Below are 17,559 nucleotides of genomic sequence, written 5' to 3'. Positions count from 1 at the left end.
CATGGGGCACACTCACACCATGGAGACTGCCGAGTTCATCGAAACCCTGGACCGCGAGGGCCGGTTGCTCGCCGCGGCGGCCGCGGCGGCCGCGGAGGCCGGCACCGACGCCAAGGTGCCGACCTGCCCTCAGTGGCAGGTGCGGGATCTGCTGCGCCACATGGGCACGGTGCACCGCTGGGCGGCCGCCTTCGTCGCCGAGGGGCACACCGCCCACCGCCCCGTCGGCGGGCTGCCGGACCTCGACGGGGCGGAGCTGATGGACTGGTTCCGTGAGGGGCACCGGTACCTCGTCGGCATCCTGTCCTCGGCCGCACCCGACGTGGAGTGCTGGCAATTTCTGCCGGCGCCGTCCCCCCTGGTCTTCTGGGCGCGCCGCCAGGCACACGAGACGGCCGTGCACCGGGTCGACGCGGAGTCCGCGCGCGGCGGCGCACCCTCAGCGATCGACCCGGCCTTCGCGCTGGACGGCATCGACGAGTTGCTGTGCGGCTTCCACGCCCGCCCCAGGAGCCGCGTCCGCAGCGGGGAGCCGCGCCTGCTGCGAGTACGCGCGACGGACGAGAACGGTGGCGCCTGGACCGTACGGCTGTCGGCCGAGCCGCCGGTGACCGAGCGGGACGGTCCTGCCGACGCGGACTGCGAGGTGAGCGGACCGGCCGCGCAGCTGTATCTGGCGCTCTGGAACCGGCGGCCGTTTCCCCAGGTGACGGGGGACACCTCGGTCGCCGCGCTGTGGAGCGGGAAGTCCGCCGTCTGAGAGGGAACCGGACGGCCGGGTGCCGCACAGGCACACCCGTCTCTTTGTCCCACTCGTGTCTCGCCCTCCCCTACCGCCCTCGCGTGTTGCACCCGCATTAAATGCACTTGCATTCAATGCGTGCGCATGTGAGTGTCTGAGGCATGATCACTCCGCTCACCACCCGCGCGTCCGAGGGACGCTGGACCCCTCGGTTGTGGGGGACCCTGCTGGTGCTCTGCGCCGCGATGTTCCTCGACGCTCTGGACGTGTCCATGGTCGGTGTCGCCCTGCCGTCCATCGGGTCCGATCTCCATCTGACGACATCGACGCTGCAATGGATCGTCAGCGGCTACATCCTGGGATACGGCGGCCTGCTCCTCCTCGGCGGACGCACCGCGGACCTGCTCGGCCGACGTCAGGTCTTCCTGGTGGCCCTGGGCGTCTTCGCGCTCGCCTCACTGCTCGGCGGGCTCGTGGACTCGGGTCCGCTGCTGATCGCCAGCCGTTTCGTCAAGGGCCTCAGTGCCGCGTTCACCGCGCCGGCCGGTCTGTCCATCATCACCACGACCTTCGCCGAGGGCCCGCTGCGCAACCGCGCCCTGTCGATCTACACCACCTGCGCGGCCACCGGTTTCTCCATGGGCCTGGTGCTGTCCGGCCTGCTGACCGAGGCCAGTTGGCGCCTCACCATGCTGCTTCCCGCCCCGATCGCGGTGATCGCCCTGCTCGCGGGTCTCAAGCTGCTGCCCCGCGGCGCACGCGAGAAGGACCACAACGGGTACGACATCCCCGGCGCCGTCGTCGGCACCGCGTCGATGCTGCTGCTCGTCTTCACGGTCGTCCAGGCGCCCCAGGTGGGCTGGGCCTCCGCCCGCACGCTGCTGTCCTTCCTCGCCGTCGCCGCGCTTCTCACCGTCTTCGTCCTCGTCGAGCGGCGCTCGGCCGGTCCGCTGATCCGGCTCGGCGTACTGCGCTCCGGCAACCAGATCCGCGCACAGCTCGGAGCGATGGCCTTCTTCGGCTCGTATGTCGGCTTCCAGTTCCTGGTCACGCTGTACATGCAGTCGCTGCTCGGCTGGTCGGCGCTGCACACGGCGCTGGCCTTCCTGCCCGCGGGCGCGCTGGTGGCCGTCTCCTCGACGAAGGTGGGCGCGATCGTCGATCGCGTCGGCACCCAGCGGCTGATCGCGGTGGGCTTCGCGCTGATGGTCGCCGGGTATGCGCTGTTCCTGCGGGTGAGCCTCGACCCGGTCTACGCGGCGGTCATTCTGCCGAGCATGCTGCTCATCGGCGCGGCCTGCGCGCTGGTCTTCCCCTCTCTCAACATCCAGGCCACGAGCGGCGTCGAGGACCATGAGCAGGGCATGGTCTCCGGTCTGCTCAACACTTCGGTCCAGGTGGGCGGCGCGATCTTCCTCGCGGTGGTGACGGCGGTGGTGACCGCGAACGCGCCCGCGCGTCCCTCGTCACAGGCGGTCCTCGACAGCTACCGGCCCGGCCTGATCGTGGTCACCGGTATCGCCCTGGCGGGCCTGCTGATCACGCTTCCGGGAATGCGCACACGCCGGGCACAGCAGTCCATCGTGGTCGCCAGGGCTCTCCCGGAGGAGACGGACATGGAGCCCGTGGCGGTCGGCGACTAGCCCGACCCGAGGGGGACGCCTCCCCGTGTGCGGCCCGGCGCGGCGCACGCGTGGAGGCACCCCCGCGCGGCGCGGCCCCGCGCGGCGCACACCTGTGCGGCGCACCCATGGCGGCACCCCGTGCGGCACCCGCGTGGGGACTCAGCCCAGCCAGCCCGGCCGTACCAGTCCCGATTCATAGGCGAGGACGACGAGTTGGGCACGGTCGCGGGCTCCCAGCTTGACCATGGTGCGGCTGACGTGGGTCTTGGCCGTGAGCGGGCTGACGACGAGACGGCGGGCGATCTCGTCGTTGGACAGACCGATGCCCACCAGGGCCATCACCTCCCGTTCCCGCTCGGTGAGTTCGGCGAGCGAGACGGCGGGCGCAGGCTCCTTCGAACGTGCCGCGAACTCGGAGATCAGCCGCCGGGTCACACTCGGGGAGAGCAGGGCGTCGCCCTCGACCACCGCCCGTACCGCGCGCAGGAGTTCGGCCGGCTCGGTGTCCTTGACGAGAAAGCCGGAGGCACCGGAGCGGATGGCCTCGAAGACGTACTCGTCGAGTTCGAAGGTGGTGAGCATGACCACCTTCACGTCCTCCAGATCCGGCTCCTGATTGATGCGACGCGTCGCGGCGAGCCCGTCGACCAGCGGCATCCGGATGTCCATCAGCACGACGTCCGGCCGCAGTTCGCGTACCTTGCGCAACGCCTCCTCGCCGTCGGCGGCCTCCCCGGCCACCTCGATGTCCGGCTGGGCGTCGAGCAGTGCCTTGAACCCGGCCCTGACCAGCGACTGGTCGTCGGCGAGCACCACGCGGATCACCGGTCCTCCTTGCGATCGGGCGGCTCCTCGGCAGACACCTTCAGCGGCAGTGCGGCGAGCACGCGGAAACCGCCTTCGTCGCGCGGACCCGCCTCGATCGAGCCACCGAGCGCGGCGGCCCGCTCCCGCATTCCGGCGAGGCCGTTGCCGCTGCCGCCCGCATCGGCACCGGTCGCGGGCCCGTCGTCGTCGACACGCAGGCGCAGCACGTCATCCGCGCCGTCCACGTACACGCGCGCGTGCCGCGATCCCGAGTGCCGTACGACATTGGTGAGGGCCTCCTGGACTATGCGGAACGCGGCCAGATCGGTACCGGGCGCGAGGGTCGGCGGCTCGCCCTCGACCGTGACCGCAAGGCCGGCGCGGGCCGCCTGCTCGACCAGCTCCGGCAGCCTGCCGAGCCCGGGCGCGGGCGCGCGGGGCGCGTCGCCCGACGTGCGGAGCGTGCCGAGTACTTGACGCACCTCCCCCAGCGCTTCTTTGCTGGCGGCTTTGATGGTGGTGAGCGCCGTGCGCGCCTGCTCCGGGTCGGAGTCGAGGAGCGCGAGGCCCACACCCGCCTGGACGTTGATCACGGAAATGCTGTGCGCGAGGACGTCGTGGAGTTCGCGGGCGATGCGCAGCCGCTCCTCGTCGGCGCGCCGCCGCGCGGCCTGTGCCCGTTCGGACCGCTCGCGCGCCCACTGCTCGCGCCGGACGCGCACCAGCTCCGCCAGCGCCACGATCGCCACCACCCAGGTGGCGATGAGCAGTTCCTGTCCCCAGGAGGCGGCCGAGTCCCCGGGCGGCGGCAGCCACCGGTACAACCAGTGCGACACCAGGGCGTGCCCGGCCCAGAACATCCCGACGGCCGCCCACGCGGCTTTGCGGCGCCCGGCGACAAGGGCGCTGAAGCAGCCGACGACCACGGTGAGGAAGACCGGGCCGTACGGGTATCCGGCGCCCAGGTACACCATGGCGACCGCGGCCGTCACGAACGCGACGGGCGCGGGATACCGCTGCCGCCACAGCAGGGCTCCCGAGGCCGCGAGCAGCAGCAGATAGGCGAAGGCGTCGAGAGGCATCCGGCCGCCCTGGTGGCTGCGGGCGGAGAAGTGCGTGCCCATGACCACGAAGGCCGTGAGCAGCAGGGTGGAGCGCCAGGGCAGACGTGAGCCACGGGGCCCGTGGTCCCAGCGGTTCCACCACGGGGTCCCGTGCCACCGCCACGGGACCTCTGCGCGCTGTTCCTCCATGGGGTTCACGCTAGACGTCCCCCGCCGGGAACGACGTCGGCCGGGTGAGGTGATCACGTGTACTCCGCGGGGAGTACGCCCGCGGTCGTGCTCACCGCGGCGCCATCAGACCGTGCGCAAGCCGGGCCGCCGCGTGCCGGAAAAACGCCTCGCGGTCCTCCACCACCTTGTTGAACTGGCCGAACACTTCGAACCCGATCAGTCCGTAGAGCTGCGCCCAGGCGGCGACCATGGCGGTGACCACCTCCGGCGGCAGGTCGGGGGCCAGGTCGGCGGCCATGCGACGGGCCTCGGGTTCGAGTTCCGCGGGCAGGGGTGCGGGGGCGTTGCCGCGCTGCCGGTACGCGTCGCGCACGATGTCGATCAGGAGGAGTCCCACGCGGCTGGCCGCCGGGATGGTGGTCTCGGGCGCGGAATACCCGGGCACCGGGGAGCCGTAGATCAGTGCGTACTCGTGCGGACGCGCGAGCGCCCAGCCGCGCACGGCCTCGCAGACGGCCAGCCACCGCTGCGCCCAGGTGGCGTCGACGGCCTCGGCCGCCGCTGCCTCGGCCGTCTCGCCGAGGGAGTCGTAGGCGTCGATGATCAGCCCGGTGAGCAGGTCGTCACGGCTGGGGAAGTAGCGGTAGAGCGCTGAGGAGACCATGCCGAGTTCGCGGGCCACGGCGCGGAGCGAGAGTCGGGCTGCGCCTTCCGCGGCGAGCTGTCTGCGCGCCTCGTCCTTGATGGCGGCGGTGACTTCCATCCGGGCGCGGGCGCGGGCTCCTCGTGGGGTGCTCATACGGGCAGTGTGCCACGATTCCAGAGCAGTGCACACGTTACAGAGCGGTGCTCACTCTTTGGCTGTTTGACACTCAGCGAGAGCGCCGCACAAAAAAGAGAGCAGTGCTCTTGCCTTGGATCACCGATCTCCCCCACACTGCTTCTCGAGCGAGAGCACTGCTCTCGAAATCGAGGTGAGAGCGCCGCTCTCCCGAACCGGTGGGGGTCACCATGTCGTCGTCTTCTTCGTCGCCCTACTACCTCAAGGGCAGCCCGATGACCGTCCGCTTCAACAACATCGTCGGCTGGCTGGCCCGGCACGGGTTCAGCCTCGCCGGCTCCGTGGAGCTGTCGGTGCGCGGCCGCAAGAGCGGGCAGATGCAGCGCATCCCGGTCAATCCGCACACGTACGAGGGCGAGCAGTACCTCATCTCCGCCCGCGGGCACTCCCAGTGGGTGCGCAACATGCGCGTCGCCGGCGGCGGGGAGCTGCGCCTGGGGCGCAAGGTCCACGAGATCATCGCAGTGGAGCTTCCCGACGAGGAGAAGCTCCCGGTCCTGCGGACTTATCTGGAGAAGTGGGGCTGGGAGGTCAACCAGTACTTCAAGGGGGTCACAGCCAAGTCCAGCGACGAGGAGATCATCGCGGCCGCCCCCGACCACCCCGTCTTCCGGATCACGGTCAGGAGCTGACCTCGCCGCCCTCGGCGGGCCGCTTGTCCAGTGCAGTCAGGGCGCGTTGGGCGATCGGACGGTCACGGACGATCTCCCCCAGGGACGTGGAGCCCCGCGTGATGTCCTTGAACGCCTTCCAGGCGGGACGGAATCCGGTCAGGGCAGCGTGGAACAGACCGGGGCGGCGTTCGAACGCCGTCAGCAGCCGCTTGCCGACGCTCATCTCCACGCCCAGGCCGGCCTTGATCGCAAACGCGTAGTTCAGGGCCTGCCGGCGCGTGTCCACCGCATCGTGCGCCTCCGCGATCCGCACAGCCCACTCCCCCGCGAGCCGCCCCGACCGCAGGGCGAACGAGATCCCCTCGCGGGTCCACGGCTCCAGCAGCCCCGCGGCGTCACCGCACACCAGCACCCGCCCCCGCGACAGGGGCGAGTCGTCGGCGCGGCAACGGGTCAAGTGCCCGGAGGAAAAACTCGGTTCGAAGCCCGCCAGTCCGAGCCGGGCCACGAAGTCCTCCAAGTACCTCTTCGTCGCGGCGCCTTCACCGCGTGCGGAGATCACGCCCACCGTCAGCGTGTCCCCCTTCGGGAAGACCCAGCCGTAGCTGCCCGGCATCGGTCCCCAGTCGATGAGCACCCGGCCCTTCCAGTCCTCGGCGACGGTCCCCGGCACCGGGATCTCCGCCTCCAGGCCCAGATCCACCTGGTCGAGCTTGACGCCGACGTGCGCTCCTATCCGGCTGGCGCTGCCGTCCGCGCCCACGACGGCGCGCGCCAGCAGCGTCTCCCCGCCCTGCAGGATCACGGCGACGGTCCGCCGGTCCGGCACGGCGGAGCCGTGCTGCTCGACGCGGGAGACCGTCACGCCCGTCCGCAACTCCGCCCCCGCCTTCTGTGCGTGCTCGACGAGCTGCTGGTCGAACTCGGGGCGGTTGATCAGCCCGAACAGCATCTGCTTGGAGCGGCGGGTACGGGTGAAACGGCCGTTGTTCGAGAAGGTGACCGCGTGCACCCGGTCGCGCAGTGGCAGCTCGAAGCCGGGCGGCAGGCAGTCGCGCGAGGGGCCGATGATGCCGCCGCCGCACGTCTTGTAGCGGGGCAGCTCCGCCTTCTCCAGCAAGAGCACGCTGCGTCCGGCAACGGCCGCCGCGTACGCGGCCGAGGCCCCCGCCGGTCCCGCGCCCACCACGACGACGTCCCACACCCGCTGCACGCCGTCCGCCGAAGAGTTCTCGCTGCTCACGATGGTCTACTGCTCCCGGATCAAGCCGCCTGCCGCACCTGTCTCCCGCATCCTACGGCGGCATCGTCGCAGGCCGCTGTGGCAGGATCGGCAGCGTAGGCGCCCTGCACACCAGTACGCGCCCGCGCACCACACGATCACACGTAGCTGAAGTACTCATCAGTACTACGTCGCACCCACAAGGAGCGTGCCCCATGTCGTCGAATCCGGTCGCCGAGACCGTCGCCTCGCTGATGCCGAAGGCGAAAGAGGAGCTCACCGAACTGGTGGCCTTCAAATCGGTGGCGGACTTCGACCAGTTCCCGAGGAGCGAGAGCGAGAGCGCGGCCCGGTGGGTCGCCGACGCCCTGCACGCCGAGGGATTCCAGGACGTGGCACTGCTGGACACCCCGGACGGGACGCAGTCGGTGTACGGCTACCTGCCCGGTCCGGAGGGCGCGAAGACCGTCCTGCTGTACGCGCACTACGATGTGCAGCCGCCGCTCGACGAGGCCCGCTGGGCCACCCCGCCCTTCGAGCTGACCGAACGTAACGGCCGCTGGTACGGGCGCGGCACCGCCGACTGCAAGGGCGGCGTCATCATGCACCTGCTCGCGCTGCGCGCGCTCAAGGCGAACGGCGGCGTCCCGGTGCACGTCAAGGTCATCGCCGAGGGCTCGGAGGAGATGGGTACCGGCGGTCTGGAGCGCTACGCCGAGGAACACCCGGAGCTGCTGAAGGCCGACACCATCGTCATCGGCGACGCGGGCAACTTCCGCGCGGGACTGCCGACGGTGACCACCACCCTGCGCGGCATGACGCTGGTCCGCGTCCAGGTCGACACGCTCGAGGGCAATCTGCACTCCGGTCAGTTCGGCGGGGCTGCGCCCGACGCGCTGGCCGCGCTGGTCCGCGTGCTGGACTCGCTGCGGGCCGAGGACGGTACGACGACCGTCGACGGGCTGACCCATGCAACCCGGTGGGATGGCATCGAATACGCCGAGGACCAGTTCCGCAAGGACGCGAAGGTACTCGACGGGGTGGAGCTGATCGGTTCCGGCTCGGTCGCCGACCGCATCTGGGCGCGCCCGGCCGTGACCGTCCTCGGCATCGACTGCCCGCCGGTCGTGGGCGCGACCCCGTCGGTCCAGGCGAGTGCACGCGCGCTGATCAGCCTGCGGGTGCCGCCGGGCGTGGACGCCGCCGAGGCCACCAAGCTGCTCCGGGCCCACCTGGAGACACGCACGCCGTGGGGCGCCCGGGTGCGCACGGAGCAGATCGGGCAGGGGCAGGCGTTCCGCGCGGACACCTCCAGCCCGGCGTACGCGGCGATGGCCGAGGCGATGGCGGTGGCCTACCCGGGCCAGGAGATGCAGTACGCGGGCCAGGGCGGTTCCATCCCGCTGTGCAACACTCTCGCCTCGCTCTACCCCCAGTCGGAGATCCTCCTGATCGGTCTGAGCGAGCCGGAGGCGCAGATCCACGCGGTCAACGAGAGCGTGTCCCCGCAGGAGCTGGAGCGTCTGTCGGTCGCGGAGGCGATGTTCCTGCGCAACTACGCGGCGAGCTGAGCCGCTCTGCCCTCGGCAGAGGGTCCCCGCCCGCGGACGGGGACCCTTCCACGGTCGTCCCGTGGACGTCATCGAACTCCTGCCGCGCCTTGTCCTCCTGCGCTTCCGCGCCGCTTGCGGGCGGCAGGTCTGCATAACGTGGATTCATGTCCCATGCCGCGCGCCTCGCCTCCCACAGTGACATCGCCACGGCCCTCGCCCTGGTCAGCGACCACGACCTCGCCGGCCTGGTGGCGTCGGGCACCCCGCTCGGCGCCGGGATCGGCGGGCGGTCCCTGCTGGTCGAGGTGGACGGCAGACAGGTCTTCGTCAAGCGCGTTCCGCTGACCGATGTCGAGCGGCTGCCCGCGAACGTACGCTCCACCGCGAACCTCTTCGGGCTCCCGTCCATGTGCCACTACGGCCTTGGCAGCCCCGGCTTCGGTGCCTGGCGCGAGCTGGCGCTGCACACGATGACCACGAGCTGGGTGCTGGCCGGTCACTTCGCCGGCTTCCCGCTGATGCACCACTGGCGGGTGCTGCCCGACGCTCCTCAGCCACTCCACGAGGAGCTGGCCGACGTTGAACGGGTGGTCGCCTTCTGGAGCGGCGCCTCACAGGTACGCGACCGGATCGAGGCGCTGCGCACGGCCTCGGCGAGTGTGGCCCTGTTCCTGGAGTACGTACCGCACACCCTCCACGACTGGCTCGGCACCCAGCTCGCGTCGGGCGACCCCGACAGCGCCTGCGCTCTGGTGGAGCGGCAGCTCAAGGGCAGCGCCGACCTCCTTCGGGCACGGGGCGTCCTGCACTTCGACGCCCACTTCGAGAACGTACTCACCGACGGGCACCGCCTTTACCTCGCCGACTTCGGGCTCGCCCTCTCCTCCCGCTTCCGGCTTGCGCCCGAGGAACGAGGCTTCTTCGACCGGCACCACGGCTACGACCACGCATACATGGCCGCGTATCTCGTGAACTGGCTGGTGACGGCCCTGTACGGGTACGACCGGCAGGAGCGCGACGCCTTTGTGCGCGCATGTGCCGAGGGGGCGCGCCCCGACGGCGTCCCGCCCGTCGCCGCCGGAATCATCACCCGTCACGCGCCGCTCACCGCAGTCAGGGCCGGCTTCAGCCGCCGGCTCCAGTACGAGAGCCGCCTGACCCCGTACCCGTACAAGGCGCTCCGGGACGCCTACAGCAGCACGACCGTCTCCGCGTAGTGGCAGGCGACCGGGTTCCCGCCGCCCCGGTCGATCAGCTCCGGCACCTGCTCGACGCAGGAGGTGCGCTGGCTCTCGGTCAGCTGGTTCGCGAACTTCGGACAGCGGGTTCGGAAGCGGCAGCCGCTCGGCGGGCGGATCGGGCTGGGGACGTCGCCCTGGACCGTGATGCGTGTGCGGGCCCGTTCCTTGCGGGGGTCGGGCAGGGGGATCGCCGAGACGAGAGCCTGGGTGTACGGATGAGCAGGGCGGGCGAACAGTTCACGCGCGGGGGCGATCTCCACCAGGCGGCCCAGATACATGACGGCGACCCGTCCGGCCACATGCCGCATCACCGACAGATCGTGGGCCACGAAGAGCAAGGACAGCCCCAGTTCGCTCTGCAGGTCCATCAGCAGGTTGAGGATGCCCGCCTGGATGGACACGTCCAGCGCGGACACCGGCTCGTCCAGGACGATCACCTGCGGGCGCAGAGCCAACGCCCGTGCGATGCCGATGCGTTGGCGCTGGCCGCCGGAGAACTCGTGCGCGAAGCGGTTGCCGTGCTCGGGGTGGAGGCCGACCAGGCGCAGAAGTTCGCGCACCTCGTCGGGCGCGCCGGGCCCGTAGCGGCCGTGGATGCGCAGCGGCTCGGCGACGATCTCGTGCACGGAGATCCGCGGGTCCAGGGAGGCGTACGGGTCCTGGAACACGATCTGCAGTTCACGCCGTAGCGGCCGCATCCGACGCCTCGTCAGGCCGGTCAGCTCCTGCCCGCGATAGCGGACCTGCCCCGAGGTCGCCTTCTCCAGTCCCAGCACCGTACGCGAGATCGTCGTCTTGCCCGAGCCCGACTCCCCCACCAGGCCCAGGGTCTCGTTCTCGTACAGGTCGAAGGAGACTCCGCACACGGCATGGACGTCGCCCACGCGCCGGCGGATGACGCCCCGGGACATGACCGGGAAGTGCTTGACCAGATCGCGGACCTGCAGGACGGGATCGCCGGTGCCTCCGTGGCCGGGAAGCGGGGGCAGCGGTGCGGCGGCCTGCACGGGAGCGCTCATACGGAGTCCTCCTCGGGGTTCCCGGTGGAAGTCGTGTCGGCGAAACGGGCCAGGGCCTCGGAGTCGGCGCCCACGGCGTCGAAGACCTCCCCGGGGTCGGTGTCGACGAGTTCGCCGGCGAAGTGGCAGGCGCTGAGATGGCCCTCGTGCCCGGCCGGACCGAGCGACGGCTCCTCCCGGTCGCAGGCCTCCCGCCGCATCGGGCAGCGGGGGGAGAACGGGCAGCCGGGTGGCAGGTTCAGCAGCGAGGGCGGCGATCCGGTGATCGGGGTGAGACGTTCCTCCTCACGGTCGAGCCGGGGCAGCGAGCCGAGCAGACCAAGGGTGTAGGGCATGCGCGGGGTGTAGAAGATGTCCTCGACCGAGCCCCTCTCCACGATCCGGCCCGCGTACATCACCGCCACCCGGTCCGTGTGGCCGGCCACCACGCCCAGATCGTGGGTGATGAGGACGAGTGCGGCGCCCGTCTCGGCCCGGGCGGTCTCCAGCGCGTCGAGGATCTGCGCCTGCACGGTCACGTCCAGCGCGGTGGTCGGTTCGTCGGCGATGATCACGTCCGGGTCGTTGGCCATGGCGATGGCGATGACGACTCGCTGACGCATACCGCCCGACAGTTCGTGCGGGTAGCTGTCGATGCGGCGCTCGGGGCCGGGGATGCCGACCGTGCCCAGGAGGTCGACCGCGCGCGCACGGGCGGCCCGGGCCTTCAACTCCGGGTTGTGCCGCTTGAGGGTCTCGATGATCTGGTAGCCGACGGTGTAGACGGGATTGAGGGAGGTCATCGGATCCTGGAAGATCATCGCGATACCGCTGCCTCGGATGTCCGACAGTCGCGCGTCGGACAGTCCGAGCAGTTCGGTGCCCTCGAAACGCACCGAGCCGCGCACCCTGGCACTGGCCGGCAGCAGCCCCATCACGGCCATGGCGGTGACGGACTTCCCCGACCCGGACTCGCCGACGATCCCCAGCGAGTCGCCCGGGCCCAGCCGGTAGCCGACACCGCGTACGGCCCGTACGATCCCGTCCTCCGTGGGGAACTCCACACCGAGACCGTCGACTTCGAGAACCGCGTCCGTGGCGGCGCCCGCCTGCACTCCCTCACTGCTCGTGGTCGTCACTGTCGCACCCTTTGCTGCCGGGGGTCGAAGGCGTCGCGCAGCCCGTCGCCGATGAAGTTGATGGTCAGGGCGATGGCGATGATGAACGCGCCGGGGATGTAGAAGAGCCAGGGCCGGGTGTCGACCGCCGTCTGCGCCTGGGCGACCAGCAGCCCCAGGGAGGTGTCGGGCGGCTGAACGCCGAAGCCGAGGAAGGACAGCGCGGTCTCGGTGAGGATGCCGGTGGCCACCAGCACGGTCGCGTTCACGATGATCGGACCCAGCGCGTTCGGCAGCAGATGCCGGAAGATGATCCGCGCATCGGAGGCGCCGAGCGCCCGGGCCGCCTCCACGAACTCCTTCTCCCTCAGCGACAGCACGGTGGAACGCACCACTCGGGATACATATGCCCAGGTCAACCCGGCGATGACGACCGCGATCCAGTACCAGGAGCCGCCGCTGCGGGAGGAGATGACCAGGGCGATGGCGAACAGTGGCAGCGTCAGGACGAGATCGGCGATGCGCATCATGACGGCGTCGACTAGGCCCCGGTAGAAGCCCGCGATGGCCCCCCACACCGCGCCGACCAGGGTCGACCCGAGGGCGATCAGGATGGCGATCTTCAGCGAGGTCTGCGTGCCGCGCATGACCTGGGCGTAGGCGTCGTACCCCGAAGCGTTGGTGCCGAACGGATGTTTCCAGGACGGGGCTTGAGAATTGTCCGGGGTGTACTTCTGGTACGAGTAGTGCCACAGGTGCGGGCCGATGAACGCCCACACCACGATCAGCGCGAAGACGACCAGACTGATCATGGCGGCCCGGTGGCGCAGGAAGCGGCGCAGGACCAATTGGGTCTGGCTGCGCTGCCGGACGGTGAACTCGCGCTCGGCGCCCGGCACTTCGGTGCCTGCGGACCCGTGTGCCCGGATGTCAGTCATAGCGGATCCTCGGGTCGAGTACGGCGTAGAGGAGATCGGCGACGAGGTTGAACCCGATGACGACCACGGCGGACAGCAGCAGCCACGCCATGGTGCGGTAGACGTCGACGGTCGTGGCCGCCTGGACCAGCATCTCGCCCATGCCGTGCCACTGGAAGATCGTCTCCGTGACCACGGCACCGCCGAGGATGATCGCGATGTCGAGCGCGGTGACGGTGGTGAGCGGGATGAGGGCAGTGCGCAGGGCGTGGCGGGTCATGACCTTGCCGCGGCGCAGCCCCTTGGCACGTGCAAGGCGAACGTAGTCGCTGCTGAGGACCTCCAGCATGGAGGCGCGGGTGTAGCGCGTCCAGGACGCGAAGGAGACCAGGGCGAGGGTGATCGTGGGCAGGACCAGATGGCCGATGCGGTCCGTGAACTCGTTCCAGGCGGTGTCGACGTCGAGGTACGGCGATTTCTCGCCGATCGTGCCGAGGAACTGGCTGCCGGTGCTCTCGTTGAACCGGATTCCGGCCTGTTTGAGCAGGACGGCGAACCAGAACACCGGCATGGCGAGGAACAGGAAGCCGACGAAGGTGATGACGTAGTCGGCGACGGAGTACTGGCGGATCGCGCTGAACACGCCGAACAGCACGGCAAGGAGCAGGGCGATGATCATCGCGGCTGCCACCAGGGTGACGGTCACCCGGAAGCGGGTGAACAGGTCGTGCCCGATGTCCAGGTTGGACTGTACGGACGGGCCGAAGTCGCCGTGCAGGACTCCGGTGATCCAGTTCCAGTAGCGCTCGACGACCGGCTGGTCGGCGTGGATGTGCCGGGCGAACGCGGCGACGGCCGCCTTGCTCGGGGCCGGCTGCCGGGAGGTGGCGAAGTTGGCGACCGGGTCGCCGGAGTTGACGACGACCAGGAAGACGACGAACGTGGAGACGATCAGGACGGGTACGGAGACGAGGATGCGGCGCACGGTGTAGGCGAGCATGCGGTCTTCTCTCGGAGGCCGATTCGAGGCCGGCCGGTGCGGGGTGCCGGTGCCGGGGCCCGGCCCCGAAGTTGCCGGGACCGGGCAGTCGTACGCGGTGGTACGGGGCTACTTCTTCAGACCCCACTCGGCGGTGTTGTACGGCGGGCCCACGTTCGTGGCGTTGTCCCGCATGTTCACGAACCGGCTCTGCACCGCGAGGAATGTCGGCTTCTGGTACAGCGGAAGGACATAGGCGTCCTTCACCATGATCGAGTCCGCCTGGTTGAGCAGGGTCGCCGCCTTCGTGGAGTCGGGCTCCCCGACGGCCTGGGCGACGAGCTGGTCGACCTGCTTGTTGCTGTAGCCGCCGTAGTTGCCACCCCCTCCGGTGACCCAGTTCTGCTGCGCGTTGGCGCTGGGGAACGGGGAGGCGACCCAGGCGAAGACGATGATGTCGTACTGGTGCCCGGTGAGGACCGTGCCGAGATCGGCGGCGCCGATCGGCTTGATGGTGACCTTGATGCCGAGGTTCGCCAGGTCGCTCTGCAGGATCTGGCACTCGCTCTGCCGGATCTGGTTGCCGGTCGTGTAGCGGCAGTTGAAGGGTCCCACGGTCTTGCCGTCCGGGGACTTCAGCGCCGTCCCGACTCCGGTGAACCTGGCGTCGGTCAGATACTTCCTGGCCTTGGTGAGATCACCCGACCCCTGTCCGGTGCTGGTGACCAGGTCCTGGTAACCGGCCTGGCCTGGCACGTAGTTGTGGCTCCCGAGCTGCTTCACCTTCGGGTCGAACTGGCCGACCGTCTTGGACACGATGTCCTTGATGCTGATGGCCGTGAACATCGCCTGCCGCAGCGCCGGGTACGCGCCGAGCACCGGGTTGTGCAGGTTGAGGTCGAAGTGCTCCCAGGTCAGCCCGCTGCCGATGGTGTACGTGACATTCGGTATGTCCTTGATCTGGTTGACCAGATCCACCTCGGGCTGCGGATAGATGCCCTGCACCTCGTTGTTGCGCAGCGCGGTCGGCTCCTGGGTGGCGTCCGTGATCACCTTGAAGACGAGCCGCTGCAGGGTCGGCTTGTGCACACCCCACCACTTCGGATCCGGAACGTATGTGGCGTGGTCGTTGTCCGTCCAGTCCTGCATCTTGTACGGGCCGGCGGTCGCGTACTTGCTCGGCGGGGTCTTCTGGAAGTACTGCCAGCCCTGGGTCATCTGAGCGGCCGTCATATGGGCGGCGTCGCCCGCCGTTGCTCCCGAGAGCTTCTCGGCGACATGTGCCGGGAAGAGCGGATAGCCCGCGCCGAACAGTTGCTTCCAGTCGGAGAAGGGCTTGGCCATCACGACGGTGACGGTCCTGCCGCCGTCGGAGCCGGTGACCGACTTGATGCGGTCGTAACCGGCGGTGCTCTGCGGCAGACAGCCCTTGGTCTGGCTTGCGTCGCTCGCCGGGGGCGGCGGACAGTCCTTGCCGTTGTTGGTGCGCCAGTAGTAGACGAAGTCGTCGGCGGTGATGGGCGTGCCGTCGTTCCACGACGCCTTCGGATTGATCTTGTAGACGAAGGTCTGCGGGCTGGTGCTCGTCTGGGTCGCCGAGGTCACCAGATCGGTGTTGAGGGCGACGGAGAAGTCCGGCTGCGGGACGAAGACCTGGGGCAGGACGACGCCGAGGGTCTCTCCGTTCTCGAAGGTGTTGCCGTTGGAGTCCTGCACGTTCCACTGCTGGATGTTCTTCTCCAGCGTGTAGGTGAACGTTCCGCCGGACTTGGTGGGGGCGGAGTTGCAGGTGTTCGCGTTGCCCTGGGCGCCGCAGGACGAGAGCCCGGCCGAGCCGCCCTTGCCGGAGCCGCCTCCTCCGCCGCTGCTGCATGCGGCAAGGACCAGGGTGAGCCCGGCGGCGAGTGTGATGCCCCGGGCGAGGGCCGATGAGTGCGCGCGCATGTCCCTCCTTCGGCCGGCGGTGATCCGGCTTGTCAGGGCGGCCCGCAGCCGCCAGAGAGATGAGCTGCGCACATACCGTAAGGCGATCGCGTCCCGTCGCACGCATCCCGATTCATACCGGGATGGCGTCGATTCCTCCTTGGTTTTCTTTCGGAACCCCCCATGCCAGGCAAAATCAGCCGGTGACAGACGAGTCAGACGCACCGTCAACCCCACGCGCCGCCACGGGAGTCAGCCGGTTCAGCCGACCGGCACACCGGCTTCCAGATAGAGCGCCGCGCCCCGTTCACGGGCCCGCAGCGCCCAGCGGAGCCGTTCGTAGCGCACCGGCGGAAGCAGATCGGCCGCTTCCTCCTCCGTCACGAACCGCCAGTCGCGCAGCTCGGGCCCGGGCAAAACGAGGCTGTCGGCTTCGCCGCTGTCGAGGCGGCCGCCGTCGAAGAGGAGACGCAGTCCGCCGTAGCCGGGCGGTGCGGGCGGCTCCCAGTCGACGACCAGGGGTCGGGGAACCTCGCCGAGGGTGATCCCTGTCTCCTCGGCGACTTCGCGCATGCCGGCGCGGGCGGGCGCCTCTCCGGGCTCGACGACTCCGCCAGGGAACTCCCAGCCGGCCTTGTAGGTGGGGTCGACGAGCAGCACTCGGTCGTGCTCGTCGAAGAGGAGCACACCGGCGGCGACGGTCTCACCGGTCGGCTCGGGGGTCTGCACGATGTCGCAGACGGCCGCCTCGCCGGTTCTGACGGCCTCGGCGATCCGCAGGGCGGCCTGGTACGGGGTGAGGGCGCTGGTGTCGACGGGATGCGCGTCGGCGGTGAGCCAGGCGGCCAGGGCGGCGCGATAGGGCTCGATGTGGTCGTACGACCACTGGCGCACGCGCATCTCGCCGTCCGGGAGGTCGGGAGGGACCTCCCGGCCGGCTATGCGTTCCCGCAGTATCGTTTCGGCCGGAGCGAGGAGGACATGGCGTACGGGGATGCGCCGGGATGCGAGGCCGCCGAAGATCTCGTCGCGGTACTCCTGGCGCAGCAGGGTCGTCGGAACCACGAGGACACCGCCGAGTTCGGCGAGCATCGCGGCCGCCGTGTCGATCACGAGCCGTCGCCAGATCGGCAGGTCCTGGAAGTCGCCGACCTCGGCGAGGCGTTTGGGCGGGAGCAGGTGCGTGAGCGCTCCGCCGATGACCTCGGGGTCGAAGAGCGTGCTGTTCGGGATCAGTTCGATCAGTTCCCGTGCGGTGGTCGTCTTCCCCGCACCGAACGCACCGTTGATCCAGACGATCACGGTTCCCCCTCTTCTGTTTGGCCCCCTGAGGCTTGCCCGCTCCACCCTGCCACGGAAACCCGGCGCTGATGAGGGCACCTCCGGCGGCAGGCGCGCCGCGGCGCCGGTACCCCTGCCGTCCGGGGGCACCGGCGCCGCGACGCACTCTCTCCGTCAGCCGTTCTGACCGAGGGCGCCCTCGTCCGCGACGGGGCCCTCGTGCCCGAGGGTCTGGTCGACGGTGCTGAGGGTGTCCTTGACGTGGAGATCACCGAGCGGTTCATGGTCGGCGGCGTGGGACGGGCTGACGGCGGCCACCACGAATCCGGCGGCCAGGGAGGCGATGGCGAGCATGCTGCGCTTCTTCATGCCCTGCTCAACTGCGAAACCGGGACAGGGGTCACGCATCCGGGCGGCCGACAGGTCCAACTCCCCTCGGACCGTCACTCAACACAACCGAACG

Annotated in this window: 16 protein-coding genes; 5 read left to right on the top strand and 11 right to left on the bottom strand. The window is 69.9% G+C overall.

Annotated features, from left to right (window positions below; genetic code table 11):
* Positions 1-19: 19 nt before the first annotated feature.
* Together AAW14_RS06185 and AAW14_RS06180 are read left to right on the top strand one after the other, a co-directional pair.
* A complete protein-coding gene (locus tag AAW14_RS06185; protein ID WP_265560681.1) occupies positions 20-760 on the top strand; it encodes a maleylpyruvate isomerase family mycothiol-dependent enzyme in 741 nt (246 codons plus the stop codon).
* Positions 761-903: 143 nt separating this feature from the next.
* Positions 904-2,385 (top strand): MFS transporter, encoded by a 1,482-nt coding sequence (locus AAW14_RS06180; RefSeq protein WP_265560678.1) that lies wholly within the window; start codon positions 904-906, stop codon positions 2,383-2,385.
* 141 nt (positions 2,386-2,526) lie between these two features.
* Here the strand turns inward: AAW14_RS06180 and AAW14_RS06175 are convergent, their stop codons facing one another.
* The 3 genes from AAW14_RS06175 to AAW14_RS06165 form a co-directional block, all read right to left on the bottom strand.
* A complete protein-coding gene (locus AAW14_RS06175; RefSeq protein ID WP_265560677.1) occupies positions 2,527-3,192 on the bottom strand; it encodes a response regulator transcription factor in 666 nt (221 codons plus the stop codon).
* Positions 3,189-4,427, bottom strand: a complete 1,239-nt coding sequence (locus AAW14_RS06170) for a sensor histidine kinase (protein WP_265560675.1) — start codon at positions 4,425-4,427, stop codon at positions 3,189-3,191. The genes AAW14_RS06175 and AAW14_RS06170 overlap by 4 nt, the downstream gene beginning before the upstream one ends.
* 91 nt (positions 4,428-4,518) lie before the next feature.
* Complete coding sequence (locus AAW14_RS06165; RefSeq protein WP_265560673.1) at positions 4,519-5,208, bottom strand: TetR/AcrR family transcriptional regulator; 690 nt, start codon at positions 5,206-5,208, stop codon at positions 4,519-4,521.
* Between the two features lie 212 nt (positions 5,209-5,420).
* On the opposite strand from AAW14_RS06165, the gene AAW14_RS06160 reads away from it, so the two are divergent.
* Complete coding sequence (locus AAW14_RS06160; protein ID WP_265560671.1) at positions 5,421-5,882, top strand: nitroreductase/quinone reductase family protein; 462 nt, start codon at positions 5,421-5,423, stop codon at positions 5,880-5,882.
* Here the strand turns inward: AAW14_RS06160 and AAW14_RS06155 are convergent.
* Complete coding sequence (locus AAW14_RS06155) at positions 5,872-7,107, bottom strand: geranylgeranyl reductase family protein (RefSeq protein WP_265560670.1); 1,236 nt, start codon at positions 7,105-7,107, stop codon at positions 5,872-5,874. The genes AAW14_RS06160 and AAW14_RS06155 overlap by 11 nt on opposite strands.
* 194 nt (positions 7,108-7,301) lie before the next feature.
* Between AAW14_RS06155 and AAW14_RS06150 the strand changes: the two genes are divergently transcribed.
* Entirely contained in the window at positions 7,302-8,657 is a 1,356-nt protein-coding gene (locus AAW14_RS06150; RefSeq protein WP_265560669.1) for a dipeptidase, read from the top strand.
* 146 nt (positions 8,658-8,803) lie between these two features.
* Positions 8,804-9,856, top strand: a complete 1,053-nt coding sequence (locus AAW14_RS06145) for a protein kinase family protein (protein ID WP_265560668.1) — start codon at positions 8,804-8,806, stop codon at positions 9,854-9,856.
* Here AAW14_RS06145 and AAW14_RS06140 read toward each other — a convergent pair.
* The 7 genes from AAW14_RS06140 to AAW14_RS06110 form a co-directional block, all read right to left on the bottom strand.
* The gene (locus AAW14_RS06140) at positions 9,829-10,899 is read right to left on the bottom strand and encodes an ABC transporter ATP-binding protein (protein ID WP_265560667.1); all 1,071 of its coding nucleotides are present in this window, start codon (positions 10,897-10,899) and stop codon (positions 9,829-9,831) included. The two genes, AAW14_RS06145 and AAW14_RS06140, sit on opposite strands and share 28 nt — an antisense overlap.
* Positions 10,896-12,017: an ABC transporter ATP-binding protein gene (locus AAW14_RS06135; protein ID WP_265560666.1), complete on the bottom strand. Its 1,122-nt coding sequence runs from the start codon at positions 12,015-12,017 to the stop codon at positions 10,896-10,898. The genes AAW14_RS06140 and AAW14_RS06135 overlap by 4 nt, the downstream gene beginning before the upstream one ends.
* Positions 12,014-12,934, bottom strand: a complete 921-nt coding sequence (locus AAW14_RS06130) for an ABC transporter permease (RefSeq protein ID WP_265560665.1) — start codon at positions 12,932-12,934, stop codon at positions 12,014-12,016. Before AAW14_RS06130 ends, AAW14_RS06135 begins: the two co-directional genes overlap by 4 nt.
* Positions 12,927-13,913, bottom strand: a complete 987-nt coding sequence (locus AAW14_RS06125) for an ABC transporter permease (protein ID WP_265560664.1) — start codon at positions 13,911-13,913, stop codon at positions 12,927-12,929. The genes AAW14_RS06130 and AAW14_RS06125 overlap by 8 nt, the downstream gene beginning before the upstream one ends.
* Positions 13,914-14,021: 108 nt before the next feature.
* A complete protein-coding gene (locus AAW14_RS06120; protein WP_265560662.1) occupies positions 14,022-15,836 on the bottom strand; it encodes an ABC transporter family substrate-binding protein in 1,815 nt (604 codons plus the stop codon).
* A gap of 240 nt (positions 15,837-16,076) precedes the next feature.
* Positions 16,077-17,117, bottom strand: coding sequence for an NUDIX hydrolase (locus AAW14_RS06115; RefSeq protein ID WP_265560660.1), 1,041 nt, complete (start codon positions 17,115-17,117; stop codon positions 16,077-16,079).
* A gap of 153 nt (positions 17,118-17,270) precedes the next feature.
* Positions 17,271-17,465, bottom strand: coding sequence for a hypothetical protein (locus tag AAW14_RS06110; protein ID WP_265560658.1), 195 nt, complete (start codon positions 17,463-17,465; stop codon positions 17,271-17,273).
* Positions 17,466-17,559: the final 94 nt, after the last annotated feature.

It is taken from the genome of Streptomyces hygroscopicus (assembly GCF_026168105.1).
GTDB lineage: Bacteria > Actinomycetota > Actinomycetes > Streptomycetales > Streptomycetaceae > Streptomyces > Streptomyces hygroscopicus_D.
This window is presented reverse-complemented; position numbering and strand designations above follow the sequence as displayed.